This is a genomic window from Novosphingobium sediminicola (assembly GCF_014196525.1).
Classification (GTDB): Bacteria; Pseudomonadota; Alphaproteobacteria; order Sphingomonadales; family Sphingomonadaceae; genus Novosphingobium; species Novosphingobium sediminicola.
The window spans coordinates 16,417-39,495 of record NZ_JACIDX010000024.1; the positions used below are offsets into that span (position 1 = coordinate 16,417).

At 63.0% G+C, this 23,079-nt stretch carries 17 protein-coding genes; 12 read left to right on the top strand and 5 right to left on the bottom strand.

What is annotated here, in order from left to right:
• Positions 1-18: 18 nt before the first annotated feature.
• From GGR38_RS21770 to GGR38_RS21785, 4 genes are read left to right on the top strand one after another with little or no spacing between them, the layout of a single operon-like run.
• Positions 19-1,149 (top strand): fumarylacetoacetate hydrolase family protein, encoded by a 1,131-nt coding sequence (locus GGR38_RS21770; RefSeq protein ID WP_183628753.1) that lies wholly within the window; start codon positions 19-21, stop codon positions 1,147-1,149.
• Positions 1,146-1,922 carry a D-xylose 1-dehydrogenase gene (gene xylB / locus GGR38_RS21775; protein ID WP_183628755.1) on the top strand — a complete coding sequence of 259 codons (777 nt, stop codon included), beginning with the start codon at positions 1,146-1,148 and terminating at the stop codon, positions 1,920-1,922. The genes GGR38_RS21770 and xylB overlap by 4 nt, the downstream gene beginning before the upstream one ends.
• Positions 1,922-2,779 carry an SMP-30/gluconolactonase/LRE family protein gene (locus tag GGR38_RS21780; RefSeq protein ID WP_183628757.1) on the top strand — a complete coding sequence of 286 codons (858 nt, stop codon included), beginning with the start codon at positions 1,922-1,924 and terminating at the stop codon, positions 2,777-2,779. The genes xylB and GGR38_RS21780 overlap by 1 nt, the downstream gene beginning before the upstream one ends.
• A 19-nt stretch (positions 2,780-2,798) precedes the next feature.
• Complete coding sequence (locus GGR38_RS21785; protein WP_183628759.1) at positions 2,799-4,211, top strand: sugar porter family MFS transporter; 1,413 nt, start codon at positions 2,799-2,801, stop codon at positions 4,209-4,211.
• A gap of 58 nt (positions 4,212-4,269) precedes the next feature.
• On the opposite strand, the gene manD is transcribed toward GGR38_RS21785, so the two are convergent.
• Positions 4,270-5,478, bottom strand: a complete 1,209-nt coding sequence (manD, locus tag GGR38_RS21790) for a D-mannonate dehydratase ManD (protein ID WP_183628761.1) — start codon at positions 5,476-5,478, stop codon at positions 4,270-4,272.
• 130 nt (positions 5,479-5,608) lie between these two features.
• Here manD and GGR38_RS21795 point away from each other — a divergent pair, with 130 nt between their 5' ends.
• Together GGR38_RS21795 and GGR38_RS21800 are read left to right on the top strand one after the other, a co-directional pair.
• A complete protein-coding gene (locus GGR38_RS21795; RefSeq protein WP_183628763.1) occupies positions 5,609-6,364 on the top strand; it encodes a FadR/GntR family transcriptional regulator in 756 nt (251 codons plus the stop codon).
• A 64-nt stretch (positions 6,365-6,428) separates the two neighbouring features.
• Positions 6,429-7,811, top strand: a complete 1,383-nt coding sequence (locus tag GGR38_RS21800) for a glycoside hydrolase family 28 protein (protein ID WP_343059197.1) — start codon at positions 6,429-6,431, stop codon at positions 7,809-7,811.
• Here the strand turns inward: GGR38_RS21800 and GGR38_RS21805 are convergent.
• Complete coding sequence (locus GGR38_RS21805) at positions 7,808-8,590, bottom strand: IclR family transcriptional regulator (RefSeq protein WP_246405172.1); 783 nt, start codon at positions 8,588-8,590, stop codon at positions 7,808-7,810. The two genes, GGR38_RS21800 and GGR38_RS21805, sit on opposite strands and share 4 nt — an antisense overlap.
• Positions 8,591-8,846: 256 nt before the next feature.
• Here GGR38_RS21805 and GGR38_RS21810 point away from each other — a divergent pair, with 256 nt between their 5' ends.
• Positions 8,847-11,774, top strand: coding sequence for a TonB-dependent receptor (locus tag GGR38_RS21810; RefSeq protein WP_246405177.1), 2,928 nt, complete (start codon positions 8,847-8,849; stop codon positions 11,772-11,774).
• 69 nt (positions 11,775-11,843) lie between these two features.
• Here the strand turns inward: GGR38_RS21810 and GGR38_RS21815 are convergent, their stop codons facing one another.
• Complete coding sequence (locus GGR38_RS21815) at positions 11,844-13,064, bottom strand: rhamnogalacturonan acetylesterase (RefSeq protein ID WP_246405178.1); 1,221 nt, start codon at positions 13,062-13,064, stop codon at positions 11,844-11,846.
• An 87-nt stretch (positions 13,065-13,151) separates the two neighbouring features.
• Here GGR38_RS21815 and GGR38_RS21820 point away from each other — a divergent pair, with 87 nt between their 5' ends.
• The 5 genes from GGR38_RS21820 to bglB all read left to right on the top strand — a co-directional run bounded on the left by GGR38_RS21820 (position 13,152) and on the right by bglB (position 20,621).
• The gene (locus GGR38_RS21820) at positions 13,152-14,696 is read left to right on the top strand and encodes an alpha-N-arabinofuranosidase (RefSeq protein ID WP_183628767.1); all 1,545 of its coding nucleotides are present in this window, start codon (positions 13,152-13,154) and stop codon (positions 14,694-14,696) included.
• Positions 14,693-16,129 carry a rhamnogalacturonidase gene (locus tag GGR38_RS21825; protein WP_183628769.1) on the top strand — a complete coding sequence of 479 codons (1,437 nt, stop codon included), beginning with the start codon at positions 14,693-14,695 and terminating at the stop codon, positions 16,127-16,129. Before GGR38_RS21820 ends, GGR38_RS21825 begins: the two co-directional genes overlap by 4 nt.
• Before the next feature lie 85 nt (positions 16,130-16,214).
• Positions 16,215-16,529: an L-rhamnose mutarotase gene (locus GGR38_RS21830; protein ID WP_183628771.1), complete on the top strand. Its 315-nt coding sequence runs from the start codon at positions 16,215-16,217 to the stop codon at positions 16,527-16,529.
• 12 nt (positions 16,530-16,541) lie between these two features.
• Positions 16,542-19,505: a beta-galactosidase gene (locus GGR38_RS21835; RefSeq protein WP_183628773.1), complete on the top strand. Its 2,964-nt coding sequence runs from the start codon at positions 16,542-16,544 to the stop codon at positions 19,503-19,505.
• A gap of 69 nt (positions 19,506-19,574) precedes the next feature.
• The gene (gene bglB, locus GGR38_RS21840) at positions 19,575-20,621 is read left to right on the top strand and encodes a beta-galactosidase BglB (RefSeq protein WP_246405187.1); all 1,047 of its coding nucleotides are present in this window, start codon (positions 19,575-19,577) and stop codon (positions 20,619-20,621) included.
• A gap of 66 nt (positions 20,622-20,687) precedes the next feature.
• Here the strand turns inward: bglB and GGR38_RS21845 are convergent, their stop codons facing one another.
• Together GGR38_RS21845 and GGR38_RS21850 are read right to left on the bottom strand one after the other, a co-directional pair.
• On the bottom strand, positions 20,688-21,500 hold the full coding sequence (locus GGR38_RS21845) for a rhamnogalacturonan acetylesterase (RefSeq protein WP_343059198.1): 813 nt from the start codon (positions 21,498-21,500) through the stop codon (positions 20,688-20,690).
• The gene (locus GGR38_RS21850; protein ID WP_183628777.1) at positions 21,497-22,981 is read right to left on the bottom strand and encodes an MFS transporter; all 1,485 of its coding nucleotides are present in this window, start codon (positions 22,979-22,981) and stop codon (positions 21,497-21,499) included. The genes GGR38_RS21845 and GGR38_RS21850 overlap by 4 nt, the downstream gene beginning before the upstream one ends.
• Between the last annotated feature and the right edge of the window lie 98 nt (positions 22,982-23,079).

Below are 23,079 nucleotides of genomic sequence, written 5' to 3' on the forward strand. Positions count from 1 at the left end.
ATCCTGTCTGGAGAGAAAATGTCTGGGAATTCTTCCTTCGCGGCCCTGCTGCCCGCCGATTGGCGTGGCGGCCGTTTCCTTGGCCGTGTGCAATTGCCCGAAGGCCCGACCCCGATTCTGGTGGAGGGCGGCATTGCCTATGACATGTCGGGCGTGGCGCCCACGGTATCGGAACTGGTCGAGCGCCTGCCGTTGGACGCTTCGGCGGGCCGCGCTCTGGGGCCGCTTGATGAACTGGATGCCGCGTGGCTCAGCCCGGTGGACCTTCAGGTCATCAAGGCCTGCGGCGTGACCTTCGCCACCAGCACGCTGGAGCGTGTGATCGAGGAGCGCGCACGCGGCGATTCGAGCAAGGCTCTCGAAATCCGCGCCCGTATCGAGGAGCGCGTAGGCGGTTCGATCCGCTCGGTCGTGCCCGGTTCGGTCGAGGCCGAGGCGCTCAAGGAATTGCTGATCGCCGATGGCCTGTGGTCGCAATATCTCGAAGTCGCCATCGGGCCTTACGCCGAAGTCTTCACCAAGGCGCCGGTGCTGGCCACCGTTGGCGCGCTGGCCGATGTGGGCGTGCGCAGCGACAGCACATGGAACAACCCGGAACCGGAAGTCGTGCTGCTGGTCGATGCGGGCGGCGCGGCTGTCGGCGCGATGCTGGGCAATGACGTCAACCTGCGCGACATCGAAGGGCGCAGCGCGCTGCTGCTGGGCAAGGCGAAGGACAATAACGCCTCCTGCTCGCTTGGCCCGCTGGTGCGCCTGTTTGACAACAGCTTCTCGATTGACGACGTGCGCAATGCCGAGGTCGACCTGCTGATCGAAGGGCCGGAGGGCTATCGCCTTGAGGGCCATTCCAGCATGCGCGAAATCAGCCGCGATCCGCTCGATCTGGTGCGCCAGACGCTGAGCGAGCATCAATATCCCGATGGCTTCACGCTGTTTTTGGGCACTTTGTTTGCCCCCACGCAGGACCGCGACGATCCGGGCCGCGGGTTCACGCATAAGGTGGGCGATGTCGTGACGATCTCGACCCCCAAGCTGGGCAAGCTGGTCAACACCGTGGTCACCAGCAAGGAAGCCCAGCCGTGGACGCAGGGCATTGCCGCGCTTTACGCCAATCTGGCCGCTCGCGGTCTGCTGGGAACGAAAGCATGAGCGCTGTTAACAATACTCGCGCGATCTACCCCAGCCTTGCGGGCAAGCGCGTTTTCATCAGCGGCGGGGCCAGCGGCATTGGCGAAGGTTTCGTCGAAGCCTTTGTGGCGCAGGGCGCGCATGTGGCTTTCTGCGACATTGCAGAAGTGGCTGGAAAGGCGGTTGCAGCCCGCCTGAACACCGGCGCGAATGCCGCGCCGGTGTTCTTCCCCTGCGATCTGACCGACATGGCAGCCGTTCAGGCGATGATGGCGCAGGTGGAAGAAACGCTGGGCGGCATCGACGTGGTGGTCAACAATGCCGCCAATGACGACCGGCATTCCGTGGACGAAGTGACGCCTGCCTATTGGGATCAAAGCATGGCGGTGAACCTGCGCCATCAATTCTTTGTCGCGCAGGCCGCCGTGCCTTCGATGAAGCGTTCGGGCGGCGGGGCGATCATCAACCTCGGCTCGATCAGCTGGCATCTGGGTCTCAATGATCTGGTGATCTATCAGACCGCCAAGGCCGCCATCGAGGGCATGACGCGCGGATTGGCGCGCGAACTGGGCCGCGACAATATCCGCGTCACCAGCATCATTCCGGGCAATGTCAAAACCCCGCGTCAGGAAAAATGGTATACGCCCGAGGGCGAGGCCGAGATCGTGGCCGCGCAATGCCTCGATGGCCGCCTCTTGCCGCATGATGTCGCGGCGTTGGCGCTGTTTCTGGCGTCCGACGATGCGCGGCTGATTACGGGGCATGAATATTGGGTCGATGCGGGGTGGCGATAATGACCGTGCAATCTGTCTGGGCGCTGGGCGCCACGCTGGGCGAAGGCCCGGTCTGGATTGAGCGCGACGCGGCTCTGTGGTTCGTTGATATCAAGGCCCCCGCGATCCATCGCTTCACCCCAGCCACGGGCGAGCAACGCAGTTGGGCCGCGCCCGCGCAGGTCGGCTGGGTGTTGCCCAGCGCGCGCGGGGATATGATCGCGGGGCTTCAGACCGGCGTGCATCGCTTTGATCCGGCAACGGGGGCGTTCACGCTCTTGGCCGCGCCCGAGGCGCATCTGCCGGGCAATCGGTTGAATGATGCCACGGTGGCGGGCGATGGCGCGATCTGGCTTGGGTCGATGGACGATGGTGAGGCGGCCGAAACCGGGCACTTTTATCGTCTGGATGGCGCAGGTTGCGTTGATACCGGCCTGCCGCCGGTGTCGATCACCAATGGCCCCGCCTTCTCGCCCGATGGCGCCACGCTTTATCACAATGACACGCTGGGCCGCAAAGTCTGGGCCAGCACAGTCGAGGATGGGCGCGTGGTCGCCACCCGTTTGTTTGCGGACATTGACGAGGGCTATCCCGATGGCCCCTGCGTCGATGCCGAGGGCTGCGTCTGGGTCAGCCTCTTCGCGGGCTGGGGGGTGCGGCGCTATGATCCATCCGGCGCGTTGATGCAGACGATCCGCTTCCCGGTTGCCAATATCACCAAGATTGCCTTTGGCGGGCCGGATCTGCGCACCGCCTATGCCACGACTGCCGCCAAGGGATTGTCGGCGCAGGAGCGCGCGCAGCAACCTTTGGCAGGCGCCTTGTTTGCCTTTGATCCGGGCGTTGCGGGGCAGGCGGGCGTCTTGGCTCAAGTATAAGAAACTACGGGAGAGTTTGATGCAGGATGCTTCGCAAGGTCCCGTCAATACGGGGCTGATCGCCATGATCGTGGCGGTGGCCACGATCGGCGGCTTCATGTTCGGTTACGATTCAGGCGTCATCAACGGTACGCAAAAAGGGCTGGAGGCTGCCTTCGACCTTGGCAAGGTGGGCATCGGCATCAATGTCGGCGCGATCCTTGTCGGCTCTTCGGTGGGTGCGTTTGGCGCGGGGCGTCTGGCGGATCGCATCGGGCGGCGCGGGGTGATGAAACTGGCCGCCGTGCTGTTTCTGATCAGCGCGCTGATCGCCGGGGCGGCGGGATCATCGCTGGTGTTCATTTTGGCGCGCATCATCGGCGGCCTTGGCGTGGGCGCGGCCAGCGTCATTTCGCCGGTCTACATCTCCGAAGTCGTGCCCGCCCATGTGCGCGGCCGCCTCTCCAGCGTGCAGCAGGTGATGATCATCACCGGCCTGACCGGGGCCTTTGTCGTCAACTATATTCTGGCGCAGGTGGCGGGCGATTCCACCGCGATCCTGTGGGCCGACCAGCCCGCGTGGCGCTGGATGTTCTGGCTTCAGGCTTTGCCCGCCGCGATCTATTTCGTCGCGCTGATGTTCATTCCTGAAAGCCCGCGTTACCTTGTTGCGAAGGGCGATGATGCGGGCGCGCAGGCCGTGCTGACCCGCCTGTTCGATGGCGATGTGGCGCGCCGCATGGTGGGCGAAATCCGCGCCAGCCTTGCCGCCGATCATCATCGCCCGCGCCTGTCCGACCTGATCGACAAGGCCACCGGGCGCATCCGCCCCATCGTGTGGACCGGCATTGGTCTGGCCGTGTTTCAGCAGCTCGTGGGCATTAACGTCGTGTTCTATTACGGCGCGACCCTGTGGCAGGCGGTGGGTTTCTCGGAAAACTATTCCTTGCAGATCAACATCCTGTCGGGCGTTGTTTCGATTGCGGGTTGCCTCGCCACGCTGCTGCTGGTGGACCGGGTGGGGCGCAAGCCGCTGCTGCTGGTCGGCTCGGCGGGCATGGCGGTGACGCTGGGCGTGGTGGCTTGGGCCTTTTCCACGGCCATCCACGGGGGCGATGGTTCGGTCAGCCTGCCGGGGCGTAATGGTGTGATCGCGCTCTTCGCGGCCAATGCCTATGTCGTGTTTTTCAACATGAGCTGGGGCCCAATCATGTGGGTCATGCTGGGCGAAATGTTCCCCAATCAGATCCGTGGCTCGGGGCTGGCGGTTTCGGGCTTTGCCCAATGGATCGCCAATGCGGCCATCTCGGTCAGCTTCCCCGCGCTGGTCGTCTCGCCGGGTCTGGCGATCGCCTATACCGGCTATGCGCTGGCGGCGGCGGCGTCCTTCTTCTTCGTCCGCGCCATGGTGCGCGAGACCAAGGGCGTCAGTCTGGAGCAGATGGAAGGTTGAACGAAAAACGGGGGCTTGGCGGCCCCCGTTTCTTTATGTCTGGTTGCGACTATCGGCCTTACCAATTCCACATGGTACCATCTTCGAGCCTTGCGACGGGGAGGTAAGCCGGCTTGTAAGGATACTTGGCGGCCAGCGTTTCGTCGATGTCCACACCATGGCCCGGCGTATCGCCGACATAGAGCATGCCCTTGTCGAACGTGTAATCGTGGGGGAAAACCTCGTCGGTTTCGGGCGTGTGGCGCATATATTCCTGAATGCCGAAGTTGGGCACCCAGGTGTCGAAATGCAGCGCGGTGCCCATGGTCACGGGCGACAGGTCAGTGGCGCCGTGGCAACCGGTGCGGACCTGGTACATGCTGGCCAGATCGGCGATGCGGCGCAGATGGGTGATGCCGCCAGCGCCCACGATGGTGGCGCGGATATAGTCGATGAGCTGGTTCTGGATCAGGTCCTTGGCGTCCCAGATCGTGTTGAAAATCTCGCCCACGGCCAAAGGCGTGGTGGTGTGCTGGCGGATCAGCTTGAAGGCTTCCTGATTTTCCGCAGGCGTCACATCCTCCAGCCAGAACAGCGAGTAAGGTTCCAAAGCCTTGCCCAGTTGGGCGGCCTCGGTGGGGCTGTAGCGGTGGTGGCCGTCATGCAGCAGATGGTGATCGAAACCATAGGTCTCGCGCAGCTTTTCAAACAGTTTCGGCACGTAATTCAGCGCTTTGCGCGTGTCCCAGCCGGTGACCGAGGGCAGCGCCGCATCGGCCGGTTCATAGAACAGCTTGCCCCGGCCCACACCGTAAGCATCCTTGATGCCCGGCACACCGGTCTGCGCGCGGATGGCCTTATAGCCAAGGTCGATATACTGACCAACTGCGTCAACCGTCTCGGCAATATCGCTGCCATTGGCATGACCATAGACCATCACGCCATCGCGGCTGCGCCCGCCAAGAAGTTGGTAGAGCGGCATGCCCGCCATCTTGGCCTTGATGTCCCACAGGGCCACGTCCACGGCGGCGATCGCGCGCATCGTGACCGGCCCGCGGCGCCAATAGGCCCCGCGATAGAGATATTGCCAGATATCCTCGGAATTGCGCGGGTCCATGCCGATAAGGCACGGAATTACATGGTCTTCCAGATAGGAAACAACCGCCTTTTCGCGGCCGTTGAGCGTCGCGTCGCCGATGCCGTACACGCCCTGATCGGTCTCGATCTTGAGCGTGACAAAGTTGCGACCCGGGCAGGTGACGATGACGCGGGCGGAGGTGATTTTCATGGGAGCGGTGCTCATGGGGATATTGTTCCCGAATTGGTCTGCTTGTGCTAGAGAAGACTCTTGACCAATTTGAGTTGGCCTGTCAATTTCTAATTAAGCGGTAAGGCCATTTCGCGCAAAGGTGACCCAGATGAACGATACCAGTCCCACGCAAGAGCGCCTCTATCAGGACCTTGCGCGGCGTTTGATGGAAGAACTTGTCAGCGGCCGCTATGAAGTGGGCGACCGCCTGCCGGCAGAGCGCGAATTATCCGCGCAATTCAACGTCTCACGCCCCACCGTGCGCGAGGCGGTGATCGCGCTGGAAGTGCAGGGTCTGGTCGAGGTCCGCGTGGGTTCGGGCGCCTATGTGCGTCGTCTGCCCGGCAAGGGCGACATACCCGGCTTCAACATTTCCGCCTTCGAATTGACCGAGGCGCGCCTGCTGTTTGAAGGTGAGGCCGCCGCTCTGGCCGCGACCACTATCACCGAGGAAGGTCTGGCAGAACTGGCCGCATTGGTCGAGGAGATCGAGAGCGAGAACAGCAACCCGCATGGCACCGAAAAGGCCGACCGCGCCTTTCATCTGGCCATCGCGCGGGCCACGCGCAACGCCGCTGTGGCCGAGGCGGTCGAGCGCCTCTGGTCCTTGCGCGCGGATTCGCCTGAAAGCGCGCTGCTGCACGAAAAGGCCCGCAGCGCCAACATCAAGCCCGTGGTCGAGGAGCACACCGCCGTCCTCGAAGCCCTGCGCGCCCGCGATCCCGCCGCCGCCCGCGCCGCCATGCGCACCCATCTCGCCAGCGTCCTCGACAGCCTCCTCTTCGCCACCGAGGAAAAGGCCATCGCTGAAGCGCGCCGCGCATCTCAAGCGCGCAGGGATCGATATACCAAAGCTACCAGTTGAGCGTTGCATTCGGGCGGGGTGAATGTACGATATATGGATAATAATTCCATATATCGGAGGATTTGTGACGCATCCCAACCGGCGTGAAGCCATCGCGGGGCTGGCCTTGGCGCCTTTGCTGACCGGGGCTGCGGCCCCCGCGCTGCGCATGGAGCAGGTGAGCATCAAGGCGCCGTTTCCGATGGAGCCGATTGCGGTGCCGGATTTCACGTCAGCGCCCCGCTTTCCGATCACCCGTTTCGGCGCACGGCCTGAGAATCGCCGCCGCAACATACGGGCCATAGCCCATGCCATTGCGGCGGCCAGCAAGGCGCGGGGCGGGCGTGTTGTCGTTCCCGCCGGGACGTGGGATGTGGGCGGCATCCGCCTGCTCAGCCATGTCGATCTGCATCTGGAGGAGGGGGCTGTGCTGCTCTTTTCGCCCGATCCGGCCGATTATCTGCCGCCGGTGCCCAGCAGTTGGGAGGGGGTGGAATGCATGAATTACGCCCCGCTGATCTATGCTTATGACTGCGAAAACATTGCTATTTCCGGGCGCGGCAAGGTGCGGGCGCGCATGGATGTGTGGCAGCAATGGGCGGCGCGACCCAAGGCGCATCTCGACGCGTTGATTGCGCTTTACCAGATGGCGCGTGCGGGCGTTCCGACCGAACAGCGCGACATGACCAAGGGCGAGGCCCATCTGCGCCCGCAATTCATCCAGTTCAACCGTTGTCGCCATGCGTTGATCGAGGATATTTCTATTGAAAACAGCCCTTTCTGGACCGTGCATCTCTATCTATCGCGCGATGTCGTGCTGCGCCGCGCCAATATCCGCGCGCGCGGGCACAACAATGACGGTTGCGACCCGGAAATGAGCCAGAACGTGTTGATCGAGGATTGCCGGTTCGATCAGGGCGACGATGCCGTCTCGGTCAAATCGGGGCGTGAGGATGATGCATGGCGTCTGGCTACGCCCGCGCGCAACATTGTGGTGCGGCGATGTCATGTGCGCAACGGGCATCAGTTGATGGCCATTGGCAGCGAATTGTCGGGCGGGGTGGAGAATGTCTGGGTGGACCAATGCCGTGTGTTTCAGGAGGCGCGCGGTGAAACCAACAGTGATTTCAACAATCTGCTCTATATCAAGACCAATGAGCGGCGGGGTGGCTTTGTCCGCTCCATCCATATGACCAATATTGCCGCAGGGGCGATCAAGGGCGGGGTGCTCTCGATTGAGACGGATGTGCTGTATCAATGGCGCACTTTGCTGCCCACCTATCAGCGCCGCTTGACGCCGATTGAGGGTGTGCATGTTTCGGGCGTCAAGGTGGCAGGCGCGGGCTTTCGCGTGAACATCAAGGCCGAGCGTGAGGCGCCGGTGCGCGATGTAACGCTGTCCGACATTGCGATTGACGGCGCAGCCGGAACCACGCTCGACAATGTTACGGGTTTTTCAGATCGTTAAGGCCGCCAACCAATCGCCGCGCTGACATCGTCGGCGCATTGCTTGACCTTGTCAGCCAGCTCTCCGGCAATGTCATCGGTCAGATAATGGGCGGCGCTGGCGATGCTGATCGCCACGCAGATCGCGCCGCGCGCATTGCGCACCGGGGCGGCGATGGAGCGCACGCCGTCGCCCAATTCGCTGTCATGGCGCACAAGGCCTTCTTCCTTGTAGGCGCGCATCCTTGTCAGGAAATTCTCCAGATCGGCCTCGGTCCCATTATCGGCATGGGCTTGTTTCCAGAGCTTTTTCCAGCTCGCCTCGCTGTCATCCAGCATCAGCGCCTTGCCAAGGCCCGTCTCTGCAATCGGGCGGCGGTCCCCCGGCGCCGTAGCCACGCGCAGTCGCTGGCGTCCGGTCACGCGTTCAAGATGGCGCGACCAGTTGCCCTCACGGTTGCCGATGAACACGCAAAATCCGGTCTGGGCCGAAAGCGCCTCCATGCGGGGGCGGGCGATGCGGACATAGTCGGTCTGCTCGCTGGCCAGCACGCCCAGTTGCAGCAATTTGGGCCCCAGCGCAAAGCCGTCGGGCGTCACGGCCAGATAGTCGCGCGTGCGCAGCGCATGGGCCAGACGATGCGCGGTGGTGCGGTTCATGCCCAGTTTACGCGCCAGATCGACCGCACGGATCGGCCCGTCGATCACCTCGTCCAGGATGTCGAGCGCGCGCATCAGCGTTTGCGCGCCTTTTACCGTGTTGCTGTCCGGTGTGGTTTCCTGAGTGTCGTCGTCGGCCATGGGCTGCTTTTAGATCCTTTTGGCGCGAAAGCAATGCGGTGTGCGCAATGTGAAACATGGAGGCGGTGTGTGCAAAATGCAACAGGGGCGGATTTCCGTAAAAATTCACCGCACTGTCCCGCAATATGAAATTTGCTTGCAATATATGGATTGACGCGCTCACATATCGGACTTATCCATCATGCCAACGGGACGCCCGTTGCCGTAAATCCGGCAAGCAGAGGCAGGGCCCGCACATGGGATGATGGAGGATACTTTGGGGCAGATTTCAGCACACTTGCGTCTGGCGACATCCGGGTTGGCGATCATGGTGGCAGGCCTTGCCGCCGGTGCGCAGGCTCAAACGCCGACGACGCCCGCGCCCGCCAAGGGTGATGAACAGACCATCATCGTCACCGGTTTCCGCACCTCGCTGGCCGCCGCGCTGAATGAAAAGCGCGCGTCAGCCGCCGCCATCGACACGATCAAGGCCGAGGACGTGGGCAAGTTTCCCGACTCCAACCTGGCCGAATCCATGCAGCGCGTGCCCGGTATCGCACTGGCGCGCGGCGATGGCGGTGAGGGCAAGAACATTTCGGTGCGTGGCCTTGGGGCGGCCTTCACCCGCGTTCGCCTGAACGGCATGGAAGGCACCGCGCAAACCGGCTCCTCCGACATTTACGGCGCGGGCAATACGGGCCGCAGCTTTGACTTCAACGTTTTCCCGACCGAGATTTTCTCCGAACTGGCCGTGCGCAAGACGCCCTCGGCCGATGTGGAGGAAGGCTCGTTGGGCGCTACGGTCGACCTCAAGGCCCCGCATCCGCTTGATTTCCACAAGACCTTTGTCGCCACCGTTTCGGCCAAGGGCGTGTGGAACGAGGTCAGCAAAAAGCTCGACCCGCGCTTCTCGGTGCTGCTGTCCAAGCAGAATGAGGAGGGCACTTTCGGCGTCCTCGCCACGGCCAGCTATAGCCACCGCAACATCCGCGAGGTCGGCTATTCGGCGGTCAATATCCTGCCCACTTATGTGAACGGCGGTTTCTGCTCGCCGGTTGGCTATGCCACGCAGAACCCTGCCACCAATGCCGCCAAGGGTACGGATGCGGCCAATTGCTCGACCGGCAATCCGCGCACGGGGTCCACGGCGGCCTATAATCTGATCCAGTCGATGACCGGGCCTTCGGGGCAGGCGGGCGGCGGCGTGTTCCTGCCGCGCATCCCGCGCTATCTCAATTCGCGTCAGGATGCCGAGCGTATGGGCGGTTCGCTCGCCCTGCAATGGAAGCCCGACGACAGGACGGAAATCACCTTCGACGCGCTGTTTTCCCGCTATAAGGTCACGCGCTGGGACAATTACATCGACGCGCTCTCCTTTGCCCGCAACAGCAGCAACAACGGGCAGCCGATGGTCTCGGTGGTCGATCTCTCGGTCAAGCCCAATGGCTCGCTGCTCTATGGCCTGTTCAACGGCGTGGATCTGCGCTCGGAAAGCCTGCGCGACAAATTCACCACCACCTTCGGTCAGGCCAATCTGAACCTCCATCACAAGTTCACCGACCATCTGACCATTGATGTGATGGCGGGCTATTCCAAGTCGATCTTCGACAATCCCGAGCGCCTGACGGTCAATCTGGACGCCATCGACACGCCCGGATTCGGGATTGATTTCCGCGGCGGCGGTTCGATCCCGGTGATCAAATATGGCATCGACGTGTCGAACCCGGCCAATTTCAACTATGCGCCGGGCCGCGCGGACGGCACCGTGCTGGGCAATTTCAACACGCGCAATTGGAAGGTGACGACCGACAACTATACGTTCGAGGCCAATTCCACCTATGAATTCAACGACGCGTTCAAGATCAAGGGCGGGGCGCAATATCGCCAGAGTGCGTTCAAGAACCGCGTGCTGGGCGTGGCCCCGGCCAATCAGGCGACCGCGGCGCTGCCCGCCGGGGCATCGGTGGCCGATTTTACCTATCAGATCACCGGCCTCAACAATCTGCTGATCCCCGGCGCGCTGCCCAGCTTCCTTGCCACCGATATCGACAAGTGGAAGCAGACCGTCGGTTTCAACAATTTCACCTTCTGCGGCGTGGAATGCGGCAATGGCTCGCCCGAAGTGCGCGAAGAGGAAAAGTCGGCCTTCCTGATGGGGCAGTTCAACCTGCCTGACACTTTGCCGATCCCGATCCGGGGCGATGTGGGCGTGCGCTTCGTCAACACCACCCAGCACACCGTTGGCTATGTGCCGACCAATGCGGCGGCCGGGGCGGCCTATCCCACGGTGGCGATCCCGGCGATTGTGGACCGCTCGTATAATGATTGGCTGCCCTCGGCCAATCTGGTGCTGGAATTCACGCCGCACCTGTTGGGCCGCCTCTCCGCCGCCAAGGTGATGAGCCGCCCCGAACTGGGCGTGCTGCCTTCGGGCGGGTCGGTCAATGCCGTCACGCGCACAGCCACCATCGGCAATCCCTATCTCGACCCGATCCGCGCGACGACCTATGACGCGGCGCTGGAATGGTATTTCCGCCCCGGCTCGCTGCTGTCGTTCGCCTATTTCCACAAGGATATCAGCACCTACATCCAGTCGGTCAGCAGCCTTGTGCCCTATAACACGCTGGGCCTGCCCAATTCGCTGCTGACCACGGCGGGCACCCAGCCCACCGATCTGTTCACCGTGACGCGCTCGGTCAACACCAAGGGCGGGCCGCTCAACGGGTTCGAGGTCAATCTGCAATTGCCCTTCACCTTCCTGCGCGGTTTCGCCAAGGATTTCGGGCTGCTGGCCAATTACACCCATGTTTCGTCCAAGGTGAATTACGTGCTGCAATCGAGCGGCGGTGCGGCCACGCTTTCGACCACGGCCAATCTGGTCAACATGTCGCCTGATACGGCCAGCGGCACGCTCTATTACGAAAACCGCAAGTTCAGCATTCGCGGCACGATCAACTATCGCGGCCCCTTCATCCGCCAGATCCCCTCGGGCGCGAATGACAGCGACATTCTGGGCAATCACGCCACTACCTTTGTGGACGCCTCGTTCAGCTACAATCTGATGAAGGACATCAAGTTCACCATCGAAGGCCAGAACCTGACCGATGAGCACAACACGCTCTATATCGACAGCGGCCGTCAGGATCCTTTGTTCAACACCCGCACCGGCCGCACGATCACCGTGGGCGTGAACGCCAAGTTCTAACAGTTCCTCCCTACACGCTCCCCCGCGTGTTTCGGGGCCGCCGGACGAGGCATCCGGCGGCCCTTTTTTTTAGTTCCCCAGCGGGCGTTGCGAAGAAGTCAGCGCGCTGGGGGGAATCGCGACATTTTCCGGGCGGGCCGGATCGAAAGGGGGCGAAGTGATATGCGAGGCCAGAGCAGGGATCATGGCGCGGACGCCATCGGCGATGATGCGCGCGCTCATCCAGGCGCCCCATGCGTTGTAATGGGTTTTGTCGCGGCCTTCGTCATTGAACATGGCCGGCGCGCGATCGGACCCCAGCGCTTCGTACAGGGTGATGCTGGCGCGGTTGAGGTCGATCAGGGGCACGTGCATATCCGCCGCCATCTCTCGCATCACCGCCGGATAATCGCCCAGCGAAGGGGCGATCCGCCCGCGCGCGTCGAAATTGCGCCGCTCCGGGCTGGTGACCAGAACGGGCGTGGCCCCGCGCCGCCGCGCCTCGGCGATATAGGCGTTGAGGTAGGCGCGATAGGTCGTGCCCGCCTCGACATAGGTCTGGGGCCATTGGACCTTCTGGTCATTATGGCCGAATTGGATGAACAGATAATCGCCCGGTTTGATCAGGCTCAGTACCTTGTCCAGCCGCAGGTCGGCAAGGAAGGATTTGAGCGTCGCCCCGCTCTCGGCATAATTGGCCACCGCCACCCTATCATCCAGCATCAGCGGCAGGATCTGGCCCCAACTGGCCGTAGGCTCACGCGGGTGGTCGGCCACCATGGAATCGCCGACGAGGAAAATGGTCGGTCCCTTTGCGGGTTCGACTGTCACGGATCGCACCGCAGGCGTGCCGAGGAATTCCAGCGTCAGCCGGTCGTCCCAATTGCGCTGCGCCGCTTGGTCAGGGCGCAGGCGGACGTGGTCGCCCCCCGGCGCATTTTCGGGCACCGCACCAAGGCCCGCATTGTGAACATGGACGGTAAAGCGCCGCGTCACGTTTTGTCCCCGCGCGGTTGCGGCGTTCAGCACCATCAGGCGGCGGTTCTCGGCCTTGACCGTGGTTTGGCCTGGGCTTTTGTCGCTGCCCATATCGAGCGTGATGCGCCAGTTGCCTTCGGGCAGGGGCAGGGAGAGGGCGCCATCGCTCTCATAGCCGCCGACGCCGGGGGCATAGGTCGCGCCGGGCGCAATCGCGCTTTCCCCGCTGCGCGCCGGACCATCGAGGCGCCATACGCGCGCGGTTTGCGCGAGAGCCACAGGGGTCATCGCGCTGGCGCCCATTGCCGCCAGAAGCAGGGATAAACGTGCCATGGAACAAACATCTCCTAACCCATCTTGATTTTCTATATGTGAAATCTATTCTCACAATGTACGTAACATAAAGGTCAGGGAGAGACCATGATTCGTCGATCAGTCCGCCTTTTGGCATCCGCCGCCTTGTCGCTTTGCGCCGCGCCCGTGCTTCATGCCCAAACTCCTGCTGCCCTGCATGGCGAAGCGCCGGGGGCCACCATCGACCCGCGCATCTTCAGCCAGTTTGCCGAACATCTGGGCTATGGCATTTATGGCGGCATCTGGGTCGGGCCGGAATCGAAAATTCCCAATATCAAGGGCTATCGCCGCGATGTGGTCGAGGCGCTGCGGGCGCTGCATGTGCCGCTGGTGCGCTGGCCGGGCGGGTGCTTTGCCGACGAATATCACTGGCGCGACGGGATCGGGGCGAGGGCGAAGCGCCCGGTCAAGATCAACACCCATTGGGGCGGTGTGACCGAGCCCAACACATTCGGCACGCATGAATTCATGGACTTTGCCGAGCTGATCGGGGCCGAAGCCTATGTCTCGGGCAATGTGGGCAGCGCGCCCGCCGGGGAAATGGAGGAGTGGGTGCAATATATCACCGCTCCGCAAGGCACTCTGGCCGAGGAACGCGCGCGCAACGGGCGCAAGGAGCCTTGGAAGCTGCCCTATTTCGGCATTGGCAATGAATTGTGGGGCTGCGGCGGCAATATGAAGGCGGACTATGCCGCCGATGTCACGCGCCGCTATGCCACCTTCGTCAAGGTCCCCTTTGGCACCAAAATCCAGAAGATCGCCAGCGGCGCCAATGGCCCCGATTATAACTGGACCGAGGTGATGATGCGCGAGGCGGGCCGGATGATCGATGGTATCGGCCTGCATTATTACACTGTGCCCGGCGACTGGAAAGGCAAGGGATCGGCCACGGATTTCAACGAAACCGACTATGCCCGCACCATGGCCAAGACGTGGAAGATGGAGGAACTGCTGACCAGGCACTCCGCCGTCATGGACAAATATGACCCGGCCAAGCGGGTCAATCTGGCGGTGGATGAATGGGGCATCTGGACCGATGTGGAGCCGGGCACCAATCCCGGCTTCCTCTATCAGCAGAACAGCCTGCGCGATGCGCTGTTGGCGGGCGTCAACATCAACCTGTTCATCCGCCATGCCGACCGCGTGCGCATGACCAACATCGCCCAGATGGTGAACGTCCTTCAGTCGATGATCCTGACCAAGGACGCGCAGATGGTGCTGACGCCGACCTATCATGTGTTCGACATGTATCGCGGTTTTCAGGATGCGGTGGCTCTGCCGCTCGATCTGCCCAAAGTCTGGTATGGGCGCGATGAATGGGTATCGCCCGCGCTGCATGGCGCGGCGGCGCGGGGCAAGGATGGGGCGGTGCATATCGCGCTGGTCAACATTGATCCGGGCAAGCCTCAGCATCTCGAAATCGCGCTGTCCGGCGTCCAATCGACTAGCGTTAAGGGCCGCATCCTGACTTCGGACCGGGTTCAGGATGTGAACGACTTTGCCCAAGGCGCGCGGGTGCATCCGGCGGGTTTTACCGGGGCGGTCCTGCGTGATGGCAAGTTGGTGGTCGATCTGCCCGCCAAGTCGCTGGTCGTGCTGGATCTTCCATGAGCATCGCGGATTTTGCCGATGGGCGCAGCCTTGCCCATGGCGCGATCAATGCCGCCATCGCCGCCATACATCAGCGTGGCGGCGGGGTGGTGGAATTGCCCGCTGGCCGCTTCCTCTGCTTCTCGATCCGCCTGCTTTCCGGTGTCCGGCTGCACCTGGGCGAGGGGACGGTGATCGAGGCGGCCGACCCCGCGCGCCACGGCGGGGCCTATGATGGGCCGGAGGATAATGGGCCGCAGCTCTATCAGGATTTCGGCCACAGCCATTGGCGCAACAGCCTGATCTGGGCCATCGGCCAGCATGACATTGCCATTACCGGGCCGGGTCGGATCGAGGGGCGGGGCCTGACCCGCAACGGCCCCGGTTCGCTCTGGCGCGCGCAGGCGGGCGAAAGGCCGCTGTCCATGGCGGCGATGAGCGAGGCCGAAGTCGGCGCGCTGGAGCAGAGCCATGCCGCGATGGCTGGGCTTGGCAACAAGGCGATTGGGTTACGCGAATGCCGGAATGTCGAACTCTCGGGCTTTACCATTGCGGGGGGCGGGCATTTCGCCGTGCTCGCCACCGGATGCACCGATATGGTGATCCGCCACCTGTCCATCGATACGGAGCGGGATGGGATCGACCTTGACTGCGTTTCGCGCTGCGTGGTCGAACATTGCCGGGTGAACAGCCCTAATGACGATGCCATCGTGGTCAAAACCAGTCTCGGCCTTGGGCGGATCACGCCGTCGGAGGACATTGCGATCCGCCATTGCACGGTCTCGGGCTATGACCTTGGCACGATGCTGGACGGCACGCGCGGGCGCACGCAGCAATTTGCCCCCGACCGCGACCGGGTGACGGGCCGCATCAAGATCGGCACCGAAACCAATGGCGACATTCGCCGTGTGACCATCGAGGACTGCCTGTTTGAACGCAGCCGTGGGCTGGCCATCGAATGCGTCGATGGCGCGACGGTCGAGGACATTACCGCCCGCCGCCTGACCATGCAGGAGGTGACCACCGCGCCGATTTTCCTGCGCCTGGGCGCGCGGCTACGCGGGCCCGAGGGGACGCGGATCGGGGCGCTGCGCCGGGTGGAGATCAGCGATATTCGCGCCGAGGGGATTGCCCATGAATTCCCCGTTATTCTTGCTGGCTTGCCCGGTCATCCGGTGCAGCAGGTGGTGCTGCGTGACATCGGCCTGAGTTTTGAGGGCGGCGGTACGGCGCAGGACGCTGCCCGCCAGCCTCCGCTGGTCGCCAATGCCTATCCCGAACCCAGCATGTTCGGCGTGCTGCCCGCATGGGCGCTGTGGATGCGCGATGTTCAGGATGTGACCATCGAACGTTTCAACGCCCGCCATGCCGGGGATGACGCCCGCCCGTCGGTGATTGTACAGGACGCGCAGGGCCTGAATCTGCGGGAAATGCCGCTTTGGCAGCCCGCCTGACCCATTTGGGCGATTGACGGCGATCTGACCTCCGTGTATCACAATAAGCAACAAATGTGCATAATGCGGGATTTTGGAGAGGCCAGTGCAAAGGTTCGCATTCCGGATGCAATTGAAGCCCGGCATGGTCGATGAATATCGCCGCCGCCATGACGAGATCTGGCCCGAGCTGGTCGATCTGCTGCATGAGGCGGGGATCAGCGACTATTCGATCTTTCTGGATGAGACCACGCTGGCGCTCTTTGCCGTTCTGCAACTGGCCGAGGAGAACAGGCGCGAGAGCCTGCCCGAGGAGCCGGTGATGAAACTGTGGTGGGCCGCGATGGCGCCGCTGATGGAGGTCGAGCCGGACAATCGCCCCTGCGAATGGCCGCTCGTGCCGATGTTTCACATGGCCTGATGGGGGGTGGCGATGCGTTCTCTTTTACTGGTCGGCGCGGCGTTGATCGCGGCCCCCGTTCTCGCGCAGGAGGCGCGCCCGACCGTCAACCTCAAGGCCCCGGTCAAGACTTTTGGCCGCGTGTCCTTCGATGGCCGCTCGCTGATGATCGACGGCAAACGCACGCCGATCTGGGCCGCCGAATTCCACCCCTATCGCCTGCCAAGCCCCGACCTGTGGCGCGATGTCCTGCAAAAGCTCAAGGCCAGCGGGTTCAACACCGTCACCTTCTATTTCGACTGGGGCTATCATAGCCCCAAACAGGGCGAGCTGGATTTCACCGGCATCCGCGACATGGAACGCGCCATCACCATGGCGGGCGAGGAGGGGCTGTATGTCATTACTCGCGTCGGTCCCTATGTGAACGCGGAATTGGCGCGGGGGGGCTTTCCCGGCTGGCTGAACAACCAGCGGGCGAGGGCGCGGACCGATGATCCGGAATATTTGAAGGCGGCGGATGAATGGTTGGCGGCCATCGACGGCATTGTCGCGCGCCATCAGATCAATGATGGAAAAGGCCCCGTCATCCTGCATCAGATCGAGAACGAACTTTCGCAGACCAGCCCGGCCCATCGCCGCTATATGGACCACCTCTATGCCGTGACGCGCAGCCACGGCATCACCGTGCCGATTTTCCACAATGATCCAGGCCGCAACGGCAATTGGGCGCCCGATGGATCGCCGGTGCCGGGCGTGGTCCATGGCCCGGTCGATATGTATGCCTTCGATGGCTACCCGGGCGGCACTTGCACCGCGCAGGGCAAGATTGCGCGCGGTAATGGCGCGCCCGATTGGGGCTATTACGGCATCGGCGGGGCCAAGGGCGGCGCTTCGGCCTCGCCCGATACGCCGGGCTTTATGGCGGAAATCGGCGGGGGGTGGTTCGATTATTGGGGCTCGGACGGGATCTATGCCTGCAATGCGGGGCAGACCGGACCGGGTTATGGCCGTCTGTTTTACGGCACCAATTTCGTCAACGGCATCGGGTTGCAAAGCATCTATATGGGCTATGGCGGCACCTCATGGGGCTGGCTGCCCGCGCCGGTGGTGTTCACCTCCTATGACTATGGCGCGGCGATTGCCGAGGACCGATCCCTGCGCGAAAAAGCCTTGGCGTTGAAGCCCATCGGCGGCACTCTTGCGGCGCTGCCCGAGATTGCCGCGATGGTCCCGGCGGACAAATTGACGCCCTCCTCGGACGCCATCCGCCTCTATCACAACCGCAGCCCGGAGACGGATGCGCGCCTGATTCTGGCCGCGCATCAGCCGGGGCATTTGACGCAGGACACCAGCTTTACCTTCGCCGCCGATCTGCCCGATGGGCATTATCAGATGCCGCAGATCCGCCTGAACGGCTATGATGCCAAATGGATCGTGGCCGGTGCCAATGTCGCGGAGCAGCGGTTGGTTTACACCACCAGCCAGATCCAGACCGCGCGTGATGGCCTGCTCTTGCTGATCGGGCGGAGCGCAGAGGCGGGGCGCACGGTACTGCGCTATGCCAGCAAACCTGCGGTCAAGGCGCCCGATGGCGTTGCGGTATCGTGGGATGCATCGCGCGGCGATCTGACGCTGGATTACACCCATGGCGCGCTCTCCACGGTGGAGATCAGCGGCGGCGGGCGGCCTGCTCTGACGCTCCTGCTGGGCGATGATGCGGCGGGCGGGGCGTGCTGGGATGCCGATGGCGTGCTGGCCTGCGGGCCTGCGTTGTTGCGCCATGCGAGGGCCAAGGGTGGCATTCTGGCGCTGACCGGCGATACGGTGGCGGCCAGCCCTTTGCGGGTTTGGAGCAAACAAACGCGCATCACATGGAACGGCGCCCCGGTGGCGATGAAGCCCGCAGCGGGCGGATCGCTGGAAGCCATCGCGCCCATTCCCGGTCCGGCGCCCATCGCTCTGCCCGCGCTCAACAACTGGCGCATGGCCGAGGGTACGCCTGAGGCCACCCCCACTTTCGACGACAGCGCATGGCAGGCCATCGATCACCGCGCCGATGCCAGCCAGAGCCAGAAACCCGCAGGCCAGCCTACGCTGACCATGGACCCCTATGGTTTCCACGAGGGCGATGTCTGGTATCGCGCCCATTTCGTCGGTTCCGCCGATGCAGGGCGCCTCAGCCTGACCTATGGCGCGGGCGGGGCGGGGATGGTGCAGGTGTTTCTCGATGGCCGGTTGATCGGCCAGCAGGACCTGCCCGCCGCCATGCCGCGCCCGATCACCACGGGCAATATCACGGTTCCCATGCCCGATGCCGCACGCGTGGCGGGCGATCATGTCCTGTCGGTCATGGTGCGCAACAATGGCCATAACTGGGATCTGACCGCGATGGACGAGCATAAGGAGGGGCGCGGCCTGATCGCCGCCTCTCTCGAACCGCTGACGGGGCCGGCCTTTGCCGTGCCGCTGAACTGGCGGATACAGGGCCGCGCAGGCGGCGAGGACTTTGCCGACCGCATGCGCGGCACGCCCAACAATGGCGGCCAATATGGCGAGCGCATGGGCTGGCATCTGCCCGCATTTGACGACCACGCATGGCGCGCCACCGGAACCACCTTGCCGCAGGGAGCGGCGGGCACGAACTGGTATCGCACTCATGTCATGCTCAATGTGCCGCGCGGTCAGGACGCGACCATCGGTCTTGCCTTTGGCGACACCGCGCGGCCGCGTTCCGCCGCCCAATATCGCGTGCTGATCTTCGTCAACGGCTGGAACATGGGGCAATTCATCGCCCATGTCGGGCCGCAGCGGGTCTTTCCGATCCCCGAGGGCATCCTCAACCATCATGGGGCCAATACCATCGCCCTTGCCGTCACCAGCGACGGCGCACCGGCCAATGCGCCCGAAAATGTGCGCCTCGTCACAATGCAAAATCGCCGCGGCGGGCTGGAGGTGGCGCCAATCGCCGCTCCCGCCAGCCTTGCGCCAACCCATTGATCCATGGAGAATACAGTGTCCGCAACTCTTCCTGCACGTTCCGATCTGATCGGGCTGATCCATCGTCTGATGGACAATCTGGTTTCGATCCACGATGAAACCGGCGAATTCCTGCTGCGGCTTGAGGATGGCCGCGTGATCGACACCAAGGGCTGGAACGGCTGGGAATGGACCCATGGCATCGGCCTGTTCGGCATGTGGGGCTATTATCAGCAGACCGGCGATGACAAGGCGCTGACGATCATCCGCCAGTGGTTTCTCGATCAATTGCCGCGCGGCACGACCAAGAATATCAACACCGTCTCGCCTTTCCTCACGCTCTCCTATCTCTATGAGCGCGAGCCGAATGCCGACTGGCTGGCCCAGATTCAGGAATGGGCCGATTGGCTGATGGCGCCCGATGGCCTGCCCAAAACCGAGGAGGGCGGTTTTCAGCACATCGTCTATAATGACGAAAACCCCGGCGAGATGTGGGACGACACGCTGATGATGTCGGTTTTGCCGTTGGCGCGCTTTGGCCTGCTGCTGGATCGCCCTGATTATGTCGAGGAAGCCAAGCGCCAGTTCCTCGTCCATATCAAATATCTGTTCGATACCAAGACCGGCCTGTGGTTCCATGGCTGGGACTTCAACGGGCGGCATAATTTCGCGGGCGCGCTCTGGGCGCGGGGCAATTGCTGGATCACGATTGCGATCCCGGAAATCGTCGAACTGCTGGGCCTGCCTGAAGGGGACGCTTTCCGTACCTTCCTCGTCGATACGCTGGCCGCGCAGGTCAAGACTTTGGCCGCGACGCAGGCGGACAATGGTCTGTGGCATACGCTGGTGATGGACCCGACCTCCTACCTTGAGGCCTCGGCCACGGCGGGCTTTGCCTATGGTATCCTGAAGGCCGTGCGCATGGGTCTGCTCGATCCCGCCTATGAGGAAGTGGGCCTGAAGGCTGTGCAGGGCGTGATCGACCATATCAATGATGATGGCGAATTGACGCAGGTGTCCTTCGGCACGGCGATGGGCGATACGATGCAGTTCTATAAGGATATTGCGCTGACCTCGATGCCCTATGGGCAATCGCTGGCGATCTGCGCTTTGGCTGAGGCTTTGCACCGCCGGTAAAAGGCCGGACGCAAAAAAAGGGGCGGCGGACCAGATCAGGTCCGCCGCCCCTTTTCGTTTGGGCCATCAATGGCAGGCGTATTTGCCCAACGGCGTCTCACGCTCCAGATCGGGCCGCTGCGCCAGCACGGCCTTCGCGGCGGGAACAGACAGGCCCGAGAGCTGCTCGGCCACCAGATCGGCCATGGTCCGTGCGCCCAGTTCCGTAAAATGCGTGTCATCCTTCAGCCCGGCGGCGAAGGCGGGATAAGCGCCCGGCGCAAGGTTCATGTAATAGACCACCACCTTGTCTGCCCCCATCCGGTCGAGCAGATTGCGCGAGGCGCCCTCAAGGTCGATCAACGGCGTTTGCGTCGTGGCGGCCAGTTCGCGCATCACGGCGGAATATTCGGCAAAATCGGCCCGCGCCTTGCCCGCCGCGTCAAAGGATCGCCGCGCCACCGGTGTCACCAGCACCGGAAAAGCGCCATGCCCGCGCGTTTCCCAGATGAAGCGCAGCAGATTGTCGCGATACATCGCCGGATCGGCAAAGCGCTCGGGCTTGGCCTTGGTGGCGTCATTATGGCCGAACTGGATCAGCACGGTGTCGCCCGCGCGGACCTCGCCCATCATCCGGTCCCATCGGCCCTCATTGATAAAGCTCTTGGTCGATCGCCCGCCTATGGCGCGATTGACCACCACCGCATCGCCCGACAGGCCGCAGGCGAGGAATTGCCCCCAGCCGCCTTGCGGATAACGTTCGGCGGCATAGGTTTGAACCGTGGAATCGCCCGCGATCAGGATGCGCGCCGGTTCGGATTTGGGCGCGGGCTTGGCCGCCGGTTTGGGCGCGGCGGCGACAGACAGGCTGGCCGCGGCCAGCAGCAACAGATGTTTCACAATTTTCCTCCCACCGGATTGTTGCCCCACAGGCTCTCATAGTCCCAGCCTGTCAGGTCCTGAACCACATCGCGTGCCTGCGCGCTGGTCGGCTCGCGCCCGCCGCTGCGCAGATGCTCGATCTCGCCCATCAGCACGCCATGCGTGGCGCGGCTGAGGCGGAAGCGGCGCGAGACGGCCATGCCAAAGCCCAGCATCGCCCATGTGCCAATGCCCATCACCAGCACCAGCGTCAGCACCGCGCCATGGCTCTGCACGTCCGCCTTGGGCGCGAAACCGCCCGCATCCATCAACAGGCCGACCAGCGCTACGGCGGCGGCCTGCGTGGCCTTGCGGATAAAGGTCATCACGCCCGCAAACGAGCCTTCGCGGCGGCGGCCCGTGACGATCTCGTCCACATCGGCCATGTAATTATAGGTCGCCCACGGGATGTAATTGAGCGCCCCGCGCCCAAGCCCTACCAGCCCCATGCCGATCCAGATCCAGCCCGATGTGGCAGGTAGACCCGCCCACCACAGGCCGATCAGCGCCGCCACGCCCAGCGCAAAACACACCGCCGCCATGCGATAGGCCCGCGAAGGGCTGGAGCGCAGTGCCATGCGGATGGCCAGCATCACCGCAAATAGCTGGACGATATACATCGTGCCAAGCAGGGCGGAGGCTGCCTGCGTCGATCCGGCCAGCGCAAAGATCACGAAGAAGGTGAAGGCCGCGTTGAAAATATCCTGCGAGATATATCCGCCCAGATACATGCCCAGATGCAGCCGGAACGCCCGAATGCGCAAGGTGGAGGACAGATTGCGCCACAGATGCAGCAGCGGCGATCCCGCAGCGGGCTTAGGCGGCACGGGGCGCTGCCGCTCCCAGCTAAACGCATAGAGAAAGCCCGCCGTCGCCATGAACAGCGCGGCAAAGATCACCCCCATGATCAGGAACGTATGCGGGCTGTCGCGCCCCAGCCAGTTGATCAGCCAGAGCGGCAGAAATCCGGCCAGAATCGCCGAGCCCTGCGCAAACAGAATGCGCACCCCGGCCAGACGCGCCTTGGTGGCAAAGTCGCTGGCCATTTCGGCGGCCAGCGTTTCATAGGGGATGATTTCCAGCGCATAGGTCAGTTCGAACAGCACATAGGAAACAAGATAATACCAGAAGGTCTGACCCGGCAGCCACATGAGTGCGAATGTGGGCAGCAGGGGGATCGCCGCCAGCACGAAAAACCGCCGCCGCCCGAACCGCCGCCCCAACGCGTGCCGGTCGAAATGGTCCGAAATATGGCCGATGGTGGGCGAGACAAACGCATCGAGAATGCGCGCTACGGCAAAGATCAGCGCGGCCTGTCCGGCGGACAATCCGCAGAACCGCGTGTAGAAGATCAGCACCCATGCCGAGATCACCGCCATCGACCCCGCGCCCAGCACGTCATTCGCGCCATAGGCCAGGTAATTGACCAAACGGACCGGTCTTGCCGCCGGTTGCGCCATCACGCTATCCTTTTCCCTTGGGGCCGGAATGGCGTTTCACCATGCGGCGCAATTATTCATATTGTGGACTGCGTTTATACTATGTAAAACGCCATCGA